At 68.0% G+C, this 14,544-nt stretch carries 8 protein-coding genes; 2 read left to right on the top strand and 6 right to left on the bottom strand.

Annotated features, from left to right (window positions below):
• Positions 1–150: 150 nt before the first annotated feature.
• The 5 genes from ACZ6EG_RS11340 to ngcE form a co-directional block, all read right to left on the bottom strand.
• Complete coding sequence (locus ACZ6EG_RS11340; RefSeq protein WP_391968721.1) at positions 151–1,254, bottom strand: substrate-binding domain-containing protein; 1,104 nt, start codon at positions 1,252–1,254, stop codon at positions 151–153.
• A gap of 133 nt (positions 1,255–1,387) precedes the next feature.
• Positions 1,388–2,599: an ROK family transcriptional regulator gene (locus ACZ6EG_RS11335; protein WP_391968671.1), complete on the bottom strand. Its 1,212-nt coding sequence runs from the start codon at positions 2,597–2,599 to the stop codon at positions 1,388–1,390.
• 192 nt (positions 2,600–2,791) lie between these two features.
• Positions 2,792–3,715: a carbohydrate ABC transporter permease gene (locus ACZ6EG_RS11330; RefSeq protein ID WP_356611989.1), complete on the bottom strand. Its 924-nt coding sequence runs from the start codon at positions 3,713–3,715 to the stop codon at positions 2,792–2,794.
• Between the two features lie 4 nt (positions 3,716–3,719).
• Positions 3,720–4,646 (bottom strand): carbohydrate ABC transporter permease, encoded by a 927-nt coding sequence (locus ACZ6EG_RS11325; RefSeq protein WP_469603666.1) that lies wholly within the window; start codon positions 4,644–4,646, stop codon positions 3,720–3,722.
• An 85-nt stretch (positions 4,647–4,731) separates the two neighbouring features.
• On the bottom strand, positions 4,732–6,180 hold the full coding sequence (gene ngcE, locus ACZ6EG_RS11320) for an N-acetylglucosamine/diacetylchitobiose ABC transporter substrate-binding protein (protein WP_356611992.1): 1,449 nt from the start codon (positions 6,178–6,180) through the stop codon (positions 4,732–4,734).
• Positions 6,181–6,595: 415 nt separating this feature from the next.
• Between ngcE and ACZ6EG_RS11315 the strand changes: the two genes are divergently transcribed.
• On the top strand, positions 6,596–10,402 hold the full coding sequence (locus ACZ6EG_RS11315) for a GH92 family glycosyl hydrolase (RefSeq protein ID WP_391968672.1): 3,807 nt from the start codon (positions 6,596–6,598) through the stop codon (positions 10,400–10,402).
• A 242-nt stretch (positions 10,403–10,644) separates the two neighbouring features.
• Positions 10,645–11,577, top strand: a complete 933-nt coding sequence (locus ACZ6EG_RS11310) for an FG-GAP repeat domain-containing protein (protein ID WP_469603663.1) — start codon at positions 10,645–10,647, stop codon at positions 11,575–11,577.
• A 70-nt stretch (positions 11,578–11,647) separates the two neighbouring features.
• Here ACZ6EG_RS11310 and acnA read toward each other — a convergent pair whose 3' ends face one another.
• Complete coding sequence (acnA, locus tag ACZ6EG_RS11305) at positions 11,648–14,362, bottom strand: aconitate hydratase AcnA (RefSeq protein WP_469603660.1); 2,715 nt, start codon at positions 14,360–14,362, stop codon at positions 11,648–11,650.
• Between the last annotated feature and the right edge of the window lie 182 nt (positions 14,363–14,544).

The raw sequence follows: 14,544 nt of genomic DNA, 5'->3' as shown, positions 1-14,544 counted from the left end.
CAGAAAACTGGGTGGGGGTGCGGGGAGTGCCCGCGGAGGTGTTCCGTCCGGCGCCCCGCGTAGCTTGCGGGGCTGTGAGTGCGGGGCGCCGGAGGAAGCCGCGTGCAGCCGGTCCCGTACGCGCTCAGGCGGTACGGGGGGCGGGGCTGCTTACTTGAGGCCGATCTTGTCGCAGGCCGCCTTGTACTTGCCGCCACAGATCTCGTCGATCGTGTAGAAGCCCTCCTTGATGACGGTCTCCTTGATGTTGTCCTTGGTCAGCGAGACGACCGGGACGAGGACCGTCGGGATGCCCTTGGTGGTGGCGCTGTCGGCCTTGTCCTTGGCGATGGAGTCGAGCGACTCGCCCTTGGCGAGGGCGACGGCCATCTCGCCGGCGACCTCGGCCTCCTGCGGGTAGGACTTGTAGACGCTCATGTACTGCTCGCCGGTGACGATGCGCTGCACGCCCGCGAGTTCGGCGTCCTGGCCGGTGACCGGGATGTTGGAGATGCCGGCGGCCTTCAGGGCGGTGATGATGCCGCCCGCCATGCCGTCGTTGGCGGAGTAGACGCCGACGATCTTGTCCTTGCCGAGGGCGGAGATGGCGCCCTCCATGTTGGCGTTGGCGTTCTCCGGCTTCCACTCCTTGGTGTCGTACTCGCGGCCGATCTTCACCTTGCCGTCGAGGACGGAGTGGGCGCCGTCCTTGAACTGGGCGGCGTTCGGGTCGGTGGAGGAGCCGTTCATCATGACGATCTGGCCGCCCTTGGCCTTGTCGCCGAGCGCCTCCAGGAGGGCCTCGCCCTGGGTCTTGCCGACCGTGACGTTGTCGAACGAGGTGTAGGCGTCGATCGGCCCCTCGGCGAGGCGGTCGTAGGCGACGACCGGGATGCCCGCGTCCTTGGCCTTCTTGATCGAGCCGGCGATGGCCTTGGAGTCCACCGCGTCCACGACCAGCACGTCGACCTTGTTGGTCACCATCGTGTCGACCTGCTGCGACTGGAGCGTGGCGTCCTGCTTGGCGTTGGCGTAGACGACCTCGCCCTTGTTGTTCGTGAGCTCCTTGACCTTCTTCTCGATCAAGGGCTTGTCGAACTTCTCGTAGCGCGCGGTCTGGTTCTCCGGAAGCAGGAGCCCGACCTTGATGTCGTCGCCCTTCTTGGCGGCCGAGTCGGACGAGTCGCTCTTGTCGCCGGACTCCTTGGCGCTGCCACAGGCGGCGAGCGAGACGGCCATGGTGGTGGCGGCGACGACGACGGCGGCACGACGCATACGCGTGTTCACTTCAGAAACCTCCCTGACGAGGCCGCGTCGTTGCGGCCGAGGTGGCTGGAAGTCAACTCGGCCACACGTGCGACGTCAAGAAGTAAATCCTTAACGAGATGACAACGGTGCCATCCGTGCTCTAAGTGAAGGCAGGGGTGGCGGCGGACAGAGCGCCGGTCGCACTTCCGTCCAAAAGGGTCGAATCGCCCATCTCGCTGAGGGCGAGGGCGAGCGCCCCGAGCACCTCCGCGCGGCCCCCCAGTGCCCCTGGGAGCACCGAGAGTTGACGCGCCGCGCTGGGGATCGCGTAGCGGCCCACGGACTCCCTGATGGGCCCCAGAACCAGCTCACCGGCCTCCGCGAGGTCGCCGCCGAGGACGACCCGGCTCGGGTTGAGCAGGTTGCAGAGGTTGGCGACTCCGCTGCCGATGTGGCGGCCCACGTCGGCGATGACCCGCCGGCAGCCCGGGTCGCCGTCCCGGGCCAGCCGCACGACGCCCTCCATGGTCAGATCGGTGCCGTGGCTCGGCTGGAGGAGCGGCAGCACGTAGCGCGCGGCCGCGAAGGTCTCCAGGCAGCCCCGGTTGCCGCAGCGGCAGACGGGGCCGGACTCGTCCAGGGTGATGTGCCCGATCTCGCCCGCGGTGCCGCCGGGACCGCGGTAGATCTTGCCGTCGATCACCAGGCCCGCGCCGACCCCGCTGGCGACCTTGATGTACGCCAGGTCCCGCACGCCCCTGCCGCTGCCCCAGACCAGCTCGCCCAGCGCCCCGAGGTTGGCGTCGTTGTCCACGTGCACCGGCACGCCGAGCCGCCCCCGCAGCTCCTCGGCGGGCTTGGTGCCGCCCCAGCCCGGCAGGATGGCGGTCGAGCCCAGCGTCCCCGACTCCACGTCGATCGGACCGGGCACGCCGAGCCCCACGCCGGCGACCTTGGCGGGGTCGATGCCGGTGGCCGCGATCAGCCGGTTGACCAGCTGTTCCGCCCGGTCGAAGCCCTGGGCGGCGGACGCGTCGACGTCCAGCGGCTCGGACTCCTCGGCGAGCACCTGGTGGGCCAGGTTCCCCACCGCGACGCGCAGGTGGGTGTGCCCGAAGTCCACGCCGATGACGATGCCGGCGTCCCCGCTCAGCGAGACGCTGCGGGCCCGGCGGCCGCCCGCCGAGGTGGGTGTGACCTCGACCGTCCCGCCGTCCTTCAGTTCCCGGACGATGTTCGAGACGGTCGCCGCGGACAGGCCCGTCGTCCTCGCGATCTCCGCCTGCGTGAGCGACCCGGCGAGCCGTACTGCTCGTACGACCCGTTCCAGGTTGGCTCGGTGCAGCGACGACTGCGACCCGGGAGTCTCCACGACGACCTCCTGCGCGCGGGGCCGCTTCTATGAGGCCCCGTCCATGTCCAACTAGTGAACTCTAAGCTGAGCCGTTCGGGTCGCCTCCCGTCAAGAGGTTGAACCGCATCCGGGTGTCCGGTACACGGGGGCACACACGCGTGCGTGCCGCCCCGGGACTCCGGGAGCGGCACGCGCGCGAGGGCGGGGGCGCTACTTCAGGGCGCCCGCCGTCAGGCCCTGCACCACCTGGCGCTGGAAGATGATGTACGCCGCCAGCACCGGCAGCATCGCCATCACCAGGCCGGCGAACAGGCCCGACCAGTCGCCCTTGTAGCCCTGGCTCACCGCCAGCTGCACCAGGCCCTGGGTCAGGACGTGCTTGTCCGGGTCCGTGTTCAGCACGGTCGGCAGCATGTACTGGTTCCACTGCCCCAGGAAGTTGAAGATGCCCACGCTGATCAGGCCCGGCTTGGCCATCGGCAGCATGACCTGGAAGAACGTCCGGGTGTGCGAGGCCCCGTCCACGAACGCGGCCTCCGCCACCGAACTCGGCAGGGTCCGGAAGAAAGCGGTCAGGAAGAACACCGTGAAGGGCAGCGAATAGGCGATGTAGACGAGGATCAGCCCGTGAATGGTGTTCAGCAGCCCCATGTTGTCCACCACGTAGAACAACGGGACCAGCGCCAGCATGATCGGGAAACTCATGCCGCCGACGAACAGGTAATAGATGAAGCGGTTGCCCGGGAATTCGAACCGGGCGAGCACATAGGCGGCCATCGAGCCGAGCACCAGCGTGCCGATGAGCGAACCGCCCACCACCAGGACCGTGTTGAGGAAGTAGTCGCTCATGTGCGCCTGGGACCAGGCCCGCGACCAGTTGTCGAAGTTCAGCTTGTCCGGGAGCGACCAGGGTGAGCCGAAGATGGAGGCGTCGTCCTTGAAGGACGTCATCACCGCCCACACCAGCGGCATGCCGACCATGATCGCCCAGATCACGAGGACGCCGTGGGAGAAGACGTTGAGGGTGGTGCCCTCCTTCTTCCCCTTCTTGAGCCCGCCGGGTGCGGCCTCGGCCTTCAGGACGGGCGTGCCGGACTCGGCCGGCACGGGGGCGGGGGTCTCGGTCGTCTTCATCTGATCAGTACTCCAGCCGCTCGCGCCGGCCCAGCTTCATCACGACGGCCGCGAAGGCCAGCGTGACGAGGAGCAGGGCGACGCCGATCGTGGTGGCGTAGGCGGCCTGACCGTCCCGGAACGCCTTCTGGTACACGTACAGGACCATCACGGTGGTCGAGTAGTCGGGTCCGCCGGGTCCGACCGTCATGATCTGCACGACGGCGAACGACTCGGCCCCCAGCGCGAGGATGCCCATGTAGACCCAGCCGGACTGCACGGTGTCCCACAGCAGCGGCAGGGTGACCTTGAAGAAGGTCGTGACGCGGGTCGCCCCGTCCAGCAGCGCGGCCTCGTACAGCTCCGCCGGGATGGAGGCCATGCCCGCGGAGAAGAGAACCACGAAGAAGCCGACCGTCGACCAGACGAGCACCGCCATCACGCACCACAGCGCGAGGTTCGGGTCGCCGAGCCACAGCGGCTGCACGGAGCCCAGGCCGAGCCCGCGCAGCAGGGAGTTGACCGCGCCGCTGTCCGGGTTGTACGCGAACTGGAACAGCAGGGCGACGATCGCGATGGAGAGCACCTGCGGGAAGAAGTAGACGATCTTGTAGAAGCCGGAACCCCGGACCCCGGTGATCACCGGGCCGCCCTTGCGCTTCCGACCGCCCACGTTGATCATGAAGGAGAAGAAGAGCGCCAGGCCGAGCGTCACCAGCGGCACCAGCAGGGCGAACAGGACGCTGTGCCAGAGCGACTTCCAGAAGATGTCGTCGTCGAGCATCCGCGAGTAGTTGTCGAAGCCGACCATCTTGAACTCGGGACTCAGTCCCGTCCAGTCCGTGAACGAGTAGTAGATGGACTGGATGAACGGCCAGACGACGAAGAGCGCGTACAGTCCCAGGGGAACCGCCAGGAACCCCACGATGAACCGGTACTTGCCGTGCTGCATTGCTGATGACCCCGATCTGCGCGCGGGTGGCGCCGCCAGGGCCCGTCCGGCGCGGGAGCGCGGGACAGGCCCTGGCGGCACGTCCTCACTGGTGCTTGTAGTGCTTGATCGACGAGTCCTTGGCGGCCTCGTCGGCGAAGCCCTGGATCTTCTTGATCGTTTCGGCCGGGGTGAGCCGGCCGGCCATCATCTCGCCCAGACAGGAGACGCCGATCTTCTCCTTCTGCAACTGCACGTACCAGTCCTGCATGCGCGGGTTCACCACGTTGTCGCCGGCCAGCTCCAGCGCCGCGACGCCGGCCTTGAGGCCCGGGGTCAGCTCGATGCCGTCGGTGCCGCCGTTGTAGGCGCTCAGCGACTTCACCTTGCTGGTGAAGTTCTTCGAGGACGCCTCACTCAGCATGATGCGCAACTGCTCCATGCCGCCGGCGCCGTTGGCCGCCTTGGCCGGGACGATGAAGGGCTCACCGCCGGAGGCCCAGATGGTGCCGAAGGGCATCTTGTCGCTGCCGTCGATGCCGGGCGGGGCCGAGACGGCGAGGTCGAAGTCGGCGGGGATGACGTTGGCCGACTCGTTCTCCACCCAGGAGCCGTTGGGCAGGAACAGGGCGTCGCCCTTGGCCCAGGCGGTCTGGGACTGGATGTGGTCCAGGCCGGGGGTGCCCTTGAGGACGTAGCCCTTCTTGTACAGCTCGTACCAGGCCTCGAAGACCGTCTTGACCGCCGGGTGCTTCCAGGCGTTCGGCTCCAGGTTGTCGATGGCGTCGAGCACCTCGACGCCTCCGACCTTGGCGATCATCGGGGACATCGAGAAGGGGATGTAGTACGGGTACTTGCCCGCGTACGTCCAGCCGGCCATGCCCTTCTTCTTGGCCTTCGCGCAGACCGCGAGCATCTCGTCCCAGGTCTGGGGGTACTCCGCGTCCAGCGAGTCCAGCGCCTTCTTGGAGTACCAGTTCCCGTAGACCGTGTAGGCGTAGTACAGGATCCAGACCGGGTCCCCGTCGAACTGGCCCATCTCGACGATGCCCGGCCGCAGGGTGTCGCGGACCTTCTTGTTCGGGTCGTCGTAGGACGGGGCGTCCAGCAGCGGGGTGAGGTCGGTGAGCTGCTTCTTGCCGACCAGGACGCCCATGTCCATCTGCTCGGCGCCGGAGTTGTCGACGAGGTCGGGCGGGTTGCCGCCGTTGAAGCGCGGCTGGAGGGTGGACTGGATCTTCTGGGTGGCGGAGAACTTCACCGTGGCCTCGGGGAAGGCCTTCTCGTACAGCTTCACGGCGTCCTCGGCGTACTCCTTGCCGAAGCCCCCGTCGAAGAGGACGAACTCCATCTTGGCGCTCTCGTTGACCGCCAGCGGGTTCTCTGCGGACTTCTTGCCCGCCTCCGCCTTCTCCTGGTCGTCCCCGCCGCCGCTCGCGCAGGCGGAGAGGAAGCTCATGGTCGGTACGGAGATCAGGCCGAGCGCCGCGGAACGCTTGATCAGATCGCGGCGGCCGACGCCCTTGCCGTCGTTCTCGGCGGAAGTGGATCCCATGCTCAAGTCCTCGCCTTCTCCAGGACTCAGGCGGTGAACCGGATCCTCCCCGGCACCGCGATCGGGTCACGCTGGGTCGTGCAGGAAATGCGGGTACTGCTGTACGGACACTGCGGTTCGGGCGCTCTGGCGGTTCCCTCTTCGCGATTCCCCCGGATCCCCCCGATGGGCGACAGGTATAGTCCACTTTCCGTCGGCTGAGCAAGATCGAATGCAAGGTTCGCGGTACGTCTTTTCCGAGTTGAGACCTCCCGGAAATATGAACGGCCTGTGTCTCACTTGCCGGAAGAATCCCCTCCATAAGCCTCGAACGCCACAAGCAACACCCTTGACATCACATGTCACTTGACCGCTACTGGTCCTTGCGCAGTTGAGTTGACAACGTTGTCCCCAGCGCAGGGAGGGTGGCCAGGGCATGCAGTACAGAGTTCGGCACAGATGGGGTCCGGCGGTCGTGATGACGACCGCCTTCGCCGTGGCGGTGGGTTCGCAGGGGGTGGCGGTCGCGCTGCCCGGGGCGCCCGCCAAGGCCGACCGGGAGTTCAGCTCCTCGTTCGAGGCGGACGATCCGGCTCCTGACTGGCTCAACACCGTGGACACGGGCCGGGACGGCACGAAGCGGGCGTCGGGCGTCGACGGCGGATTCAGCACCGGCATACCGGGCAGCGTCACCGACCACGTCACCGAGGTGCGGGCCGGCGCGGAGAACGCGGGCGGCGGCGAGGTGAAGGAGAACCTCGTCGACGGTGAACCGACCACCAAATGGCTGACCTTCGAGAAGACCGGCTGGATCGAGTTCGACCTGGACGAGCCGGCGAAGATCGCGAAGTACGCGCTCACCTCCGCCAACGACCACGACGAGCGCGACCCGGTCGACTGGACCCTCAAGGGCTCGGCGGACGGCGCCGACTGGCGGACGCTGGACACCCGTTCCGGGGAGTCCTTCGACGAGCGGTTCCAGACGAAGACGTACGACCTGGCCGAGGCGGCCGAGTACCGGCACTTCCGGCTGGAGATCACGAAGAACAACGGGGCGGGCGACGCGCTCCAGCTCGCCGACGTACACCTGGCCACCGCCGCCACCGAGACGCCGATCCCCGAGGACATGCTCTCGCTCGTCGACCGCGGCCCCAGCGGCTCGCCGACGGCGAAGGCGGGCGCCGGCTTCACCGGCAGGCACGCGCTGCGGTACGCGGGCCGGCACACCGCGGACGGCCGGGCCTACTCGTACAACAAGGTCTTCGACGTCGACGTGAAGGTCGACCGCCGTACGGAGCTGTCGTACAAGATCTTCCCGTCGATGGCCGACGGCGACCTCGACTACGACGCCACGAACGTCTCCGTCGACCTCGCCTTCACCGACGGCACCTACCTGAGCGATCTCAGGGCCACCGACCAGCACGGGTTCCCGCTGACGCCGCGCGGTCAGGGCGACGCCAAGATCCTCTACGTCAACCAGTGGAACAGCGTGAAGTCGGGGATCGGGTCGGTCGCGGCCGGCAAGACCGTCGACCGCGTCCTGGTGGCGTACGACTCCCCCAAGGGCCCGGCGAAGTTCCGGGGCTGGCTGGACGACGTGGCCATCGAGCGGGCCGAGCCCGAGCGGCCGAAGGCCCACCTGTCGGACTACGCGCTGACCACCCGCGGCACCAACTCCACCGGCGGCTTCTCGCGCGGCAACAACATCCCGGCGACCGCCGTACCGCACGGCTTCAACTTCTGGACGCCGGTGACCAACGCCGGGTCGCTGAGCTGGCTGTACGACTACGCGCGCGGCAACAACGCGGACAACCTGCCGACCCTGCAGGCGTTCAGCGCGAGCCACGAGCCGAGCCCCTGGATGGGCGACCGGCAGACCTTCCAGGTGATGCCGTCCGCGGCCTCCGGCACCCCGGACACCGGCCGTGACGCCCGCGAACTGGCCTTCCGGCACGAGAACGAGACCGCCCGGCCGTACTACTACGGGGTGCGGTTCGAGAACGGCCTGAAGGCCGAGATGGCGCCGACCGACCACGCCGCGATGATGCGCTTCACCTACCCCGGTGACGACGCGAGCGTGATCTTCGACAACGTCAACGACCAGGCCGGCCTGACCCTGGACAAGGAGAACGGCACCTTCAGCGGCTACTCCGACGTCAAGTCGGGGCTCTCCACGGGCGCCACCCGCCTCTTCGTCCACGGCGAGTTCGACAGCAAGGTCACCGGCGGCGACTCCAGCGGCGTCAAGGGCCACCTGCGCTTCGACGCGGGCCGGGACCGCACCGTGACGCTGCGCATCGCCACCTCGCTGATCAGCGTCGAGCAGGCGAAGGACAACCTGCGCCAGGAGCTCCCGGCACGCGCCTCCTTCGACAGGGTCAAGCGCGACGCCCAGAAGCAGTGGGACAAGGTCCTCGGCAAGGTCGAGGTCGAGGGCGCCACGCAGGACCAGCTGACCACTCTGTACTCCAGCCTCTACCGGCTGTACCTGTACCCGAACGCGGGCCACGAGAAGGTCGACGGGACGTACAAGTACGCCTCCCCGTTCTCCAAGGCGGTCAAGGAGGACACCCCGACGGAGACCGGCGCCAAGATCGTCGACGGCAAGGTCTACGTCAACAACGGCTTCTGGGACACCTACCGGACCACCTGGCCCGCGTACTCCTTCCTGACCCCGTCCAAGGCCGGTGAACTGGTCGACGGCTTCGTGCAGCACTACAAGGACGGCGGATGGACCTCCCGCTGGTCCTCCCCCGGCTACGCGGACCTGATGACCGGCACCTCCTCGGACGTGGCCTTCGCCGACGCCTACGTCAAGGGCGTCGACTTCGACGCGAAGGCGGCGTACGACGCGGCCGTCAAGAACGCCACCACCGTGCCCCCGTCCTCGGGCGTGGGCCGCAAGGGCATGGCGACCTCGCCGTTCCTCGGCTACACCAGCACCGGGACGCACGAGGGCCTGTCGTGGGCGCTGGAGGGCTACCTCAACGACTACGGCATCGCGAAGATGGGCGAGAAGCTCTACAAGGAGACGGGTCGGAAGCGGTACCAGGAGGAGTCGGCGTACTTCCTCGACCGCGCCCAGGACTACGTCAACATGTTCGACGCGAAGGCCGGCTTCTTCCAGGGCAAGGACGCGGCGGGCAAGTGGCGCGTGGACTCCGAGAAGTACGACCCGCGTGTGTGGGGCCACGACTACACGGAGACCAACGGCTGGGGCTACGCCTTCACCGCCCCGCAGGACAGCCGGGGCCTGGCCAACCTCTACGGCGGCCGCGAGGGACTCGGTGACAAGCTCGACGAGTACCTGTCCACACCCGAGACGGCCTCCCCCGAGTTCGTCGGCTCCTACGGCGGGGTCATCCACGAGATGACCGAGGCGCGGGACGTCCGGATGGGCATGTACGGGCACTCCAACCAGGTCGCCCACCACGCCCTGTACATGTACGACGCGGCCGGGCAGCCGTACAAGACGCAGAAGAACGTCCGCGAGGTGCTCTCCCGCCTCTACACCGGCAGCGACATCGGCCAGGGCTACCACGGCGACGAGGACAACGGCGAGCAGTCGGCCTGGTTCCTCTTCTCCGCGCTCGGTTTCTACCCGCTGGTGATGGGCAGCGGCGAGTACGCCATCGGCTCCCCGCTGTTCACCAAGGCGACCGTCCACCTGGAGAACGGCCGCGAGCTGGTCGTCAAGGCGCCGAAGAACAGCATGAAGAACGTCTACGTGCAGGGTCTGAAGGTCAACGGCAAGCGGTGGAACTCCACTTCGCTCCCCCACTCGCTGATCGCGAAGGGCGGTGTCCTGGAGTTCGACATGGGCGCGAAGCCCTCCGCGTGGGGCACCGGCGCGAACGCCGCGCCGCCGTCGATCACCCAGGACGACGAGGTGCCGACCCCGCGCGCGGACGCCGTCGAGGGCGAGGGCGCCCTGTTCGACGACACGTCGGCGACGGAGGCGGCCGTGACCTCGCTCGACCTGCCGGTGTCCGGGAAGGGCGCCGAGGCGGTCCAGTACACCCTGACGTCGCCGGCGGACCGGACGAAGGCCCCGACGGGCTGGAAGCTCGAGGGCTCGGCCGACGGCACGACCTGGCGGACGCTGGACCAGCGCACGGGCGAGTCCTTCGCCTGGGACCGGCAGACGCGGGCGTTCTCGGTGAAGTCACCGGGCACGTACACGAAGTACCGGCTCGTCCTGGACGGCGAGCACACGCTGGCGGAGGTGGAACTGCTGGCGTGAGGGTGAGCGCGCGACGAAGGTGAGCGCGGGATGACGACGCGGGGTACGCCGGGCGACTGGCGTACCCCGCAAAAGGTTGTACGGCCCACGTTGCGCTTGCATACCTGTTCTGTACCGCTCTCGTCCCCTGCCGTAAATCTGATTGACGCGTGAACGTCATGTGTAAGGATCACGAAGTACCCCGGGAACCTGCGGACTTACCCGTCCGCGATCCCTTCAGCATGACCAGATGGAGGACCCACGTGGCCAAAAGCTCCGGCCTGAACACGCGTCGCGCCCTGGCGCGTGCCACGGCTGCGGCGCTCACCGCCGCTCTGGTGGCGACCGGTGCGAGCACCGCCGTCGCCGCCGACGCGCCGGGACCGATCGCGTCCCGACCGCACGTCGACGCGAAGACGTCGGACACGTCGAAGTTCGGCGCGTCCGCGCTGCCCGGCGACGCGCAGATCAACCCGCTGTTCGGTGTGGACGGCAACGGCGACCTGTGGAGCTACTACCCCACCGGCGAGGGCGGTCTGGACTCCCGCTGGGACTCCGGCTACGGGTGGCAGTCGGCCCGCGCCATGACGCAGGTCGACCACGACGACGACGGCTACTCGGACGGCCTCTGGCACGTCACGTCCGGCGGGCAGCTCTACTACGCCCCCTGGGACACCGAGGACCACACCTTCGTCGGCAACGGCTGGAAGATCTACAACCAGGTGTTCTCGCCGGCGAACGTCGGTGGCGCCGCCGCCGACGACCTGCTCGCCCGGGACGGCTCCGGCGTGCTGTGGCTGTACCTCGGCTACGGCAACGGCAAGCTGACCCAGCGTTACAAGGTCGGCAGCGGGTGGAACGCGTACACCCACATCACCGGCAAGGGCGACCTGACGGGTGACGGCAAGGACGACATCGTCGCCAAGGACAAGTCCGGCGTGCTGTGGCTCTACAAGGGCACCGGCAACTACAAGGCGCCCTTCTCCAGCCGTGCCCGTGTCGGTGGCGGCTGGAACACGTACAACAACATCGTGTCCGTCGGCGACATCGACATCGACGGCATCACGGACCTGGTCGCCCGCAACAAGAGCGGGGCCCTGTACCTGTACAAGGGCACCGGCAACGGCTCCGCGCCGTTCAGCTCGCCGGTGAAGATCGGCAGCGGCGGCTGGAACTCGTACCGCCTGATGTTCTGAGGCACGCACAAGCGAGGGCCGCACCCCCGGTGATCCGGGGGTGCGGCCCTCAGTCGTCGTGCGGTGGAGCCTACTTGCGGATCAGGCTGCGCAGCACGTACTGCAGGATGCCGCCGTTGCGGTAGTAGTCCGCCTCACCGGGGGTGTCGATGCGGACGACCGCGTCGAACTCGACACCGGTGTCGGTGGTGACCTTCACCGTGCGCGGGGTGGTGCCCTCGTTCAGCTCGGTCACGCCGGAGACGGAGAAGGACTCCTCGCCGGTCAGGCCGAGGGAGGCCGCGGTCTGGCCCTCCGGGAACTGGAGCGGCAGGACGCCCATGCCGATGAGGTTCGAGCGGTGGATGCGCTCGTAGGACTCGGCGATGACGGCCTTGACGCCGAGGAGCGCGGTGCCCTTGGCCGCCCAGTCGCGGGACGAGCCGGAGCCGTACTCCTTGCCGGCCAGGACGACGAGCGGGATGTTCTGCTCGATGTAGTTGCGGGAGGCGTCGTAGATGAACGACACCGGCCCGTCGGCCTGCGTGAAGTCGCGGGTGTAGCCGCCCTCGGTGCCCGGCGCGATCTGGTTGCGCAGGCGGATGTTGGCGAAGGTGCCGCGGATCATGATCTCGTGGTTGCCGCGGCGCGAGCCGTAGCTGTTGAAGTCGCGGCGCTCGACGCCGTGCTCCGTCAGGTACTTGCCGGCCGGGGTGTCGGCCTTGATCGCGCCGGCCGGGGAGATGTGGTCGGTGGTGACCGAGTCGCCCAGCTTGGCGAGCACCCGGGCGCCGGAGATGTCCTCGACCGGGGCCGGCTCCATGCCCATGCCCTCGAAGTACGGGGGCTTGCGCACGTAGGTGGACTCGCCGTCCCACTCGAAGGTGTCGCCGGTGGGGATCGACAGCGCCTGCCACTGGGCGTCGCCCGCGAAGACGTCGCTGTAGGACTTGGAGAACATGTCCTCGCCGATGGCGTTGGCGACGACGTCGTTGACCTCGGCCTCGGAGGGCCAGATGTCCTTCAGGTAGACCGGGTGGCCGTCCTGGTCGGCGCCCAGGGCGTCCTTGGTGATGTCCACCTTCATGGAGCCCGCGAGGGCGTAGGCGACCACCAGCGGCGGGGACGCCAGGTAGTTCATCTTGACGTCGGGGTTGATCCGGCCCTCGAAGTTGCGGTTGCCGGAGAGCACCGAGGTGACGGCGAGGTCGTGGTCGTTGACGGCCTTGGAGACCTCGTCCGGCAGCGGGCCGGAGTTGCCGATGCAGGTGGTGCAGCCGTAGCCGACGAGGTTGAAGCCGACCTTGTCGAGGTAGGGGGTCAGGCCCGCCTTCTCGAAGTAGTCGGTGACGACCTTGGAGCCCGGGGCGAGGGTGGTCTTGACCCACGGCTTGCGGGTCAGGCCCTTCTCGACCGCCTTCTTCGCCACCAGGGCGGCGGCGACCATGACGTACGGGTTGGAGGTGTTGGTGCAGGAGGTGATGGCCGCGACCGTCACCGCACCGTGGTCCAGCTCGTAGGTCGTGCCGTCGGGGGCGGTGACCGGGACCGGGTTGGACGGCACGCCGTTGGTGACGGCGGGGGCGTCGGAGGCCGGGAAGGACTCCTGACCCGCCTCGTCGACGCTGTCGACGTAGTTGCGCACGTCCTGCTTGAACTGCTCGGCGGCGTTCGCGAGGACGATGCGGTCCTGCGGGCGCTTCGGACCGGCGATGGAGGGGACGACCGTGGAGAGGTCCAGCTCCAGCTTCTCGGAGAAGTCCGGCTCGGCCTTCGGGTCCAGCCAGAGGCCCTGCTGCTTGGCGTACGCCTCGACGAGCGCGACCTGCTGGTCGGAGCGGCCGGTCAGACGCATGTAGTTCAGCGTCTCGCCGTCGATCGGGAAGATCGCGGCGGTGGAGCCGAACTCCGGCGACATGTTGCCGATGGTGGCGCGGTTGGCGAGGCTCGTGGCCGCCACACCCTCGCCGTAGAACTCGACGAACTTGCCGACGACGCCGTGCTTGCGCAGCATCTCGGTGATCGTGAGGACCAGGTCGGTGGCGGTGGTCCCGGGGGGCAGCTCACCGGTGAGCTTGAAGCCGACGACGCGCGGGATCAGCATGGAGACCGGCTGGCCGAGCATCGCGGCCTCGGCCTCGATGCCGCCGACGCCCCAGCCGAGGACGCCGAGGCCGTTGACCATGGTGGTGTGCGAGTCGGTGCCGACCAGGGTGTCGGGGTAGGCCTTCCCGTCACGGGTCATGACGACGCGGGCCAGGTGCTCGATGTTCACCTGGTGGACGATGCCGGTGCCCGGAGGGACGACCTTGAAGTCGTCGAAGGCGGTCTGGCCCCAGCGCAGGAACTGGTAGCGCTCCTTGTTGCGGCCGTACTCCAGGTCGACGTTCTGCTGGAAGGCGTCGTTGGTGCCGAACTTGTCGGCGATGACGGAGTGGTCGATGACCATCTCGGCCGGGGAGAGCGGGTTGATCTTGTTCGGGTCGCCACCCAGCTCCTTGACGGCCTCGCGCATGGTGGCGAGGTCGACCACGCAGGGCACGCCGGTGAAGTCCTGCATGATCACGCGGGCGGGCGTGAACTGGATCTCCTGGGACGGCTGGGCCTGCGAGTCCCATCCGCCGACGGCGCGGATGTGGTCGGCGGTGATGTTCGCGCCGTCCTCGGTGCGGAGCAGGTTCTCCAGCAGGACCTTCAGGCTGTAGGGAAGGCGCGCGGAGCCCTCGACCTTGTCCAGCCGGAAGATCTCGTACGACTCGTCGCCCACCTGCAGCGTGCTGCGGGCGTCGAAGCTGTTCGCCGACACGACAGTCTCCTTCATTTATGTGCGCGTACCACCGCATCCTGCCGCCACGCCACCCTGGCCAATCCGCTAAGGTAAGGCTAAGTTAGGTAACCCTTACCAGGGTGGCGACCGCGGTACGCCTCGGCAGATATCTCGATGTCGAGATAACTCTAGTACATGGGGGCGGCCGGGTCATGCCCGGG

This window comes from Streptomyces sp. NPDC041968 (assembly GCF_055589025.1).
The sequence above is the reverse complement of the archived record's forward strand: the minus strand, read 5'-3'. Positions and strand labels throughout refer to the sequence as shown.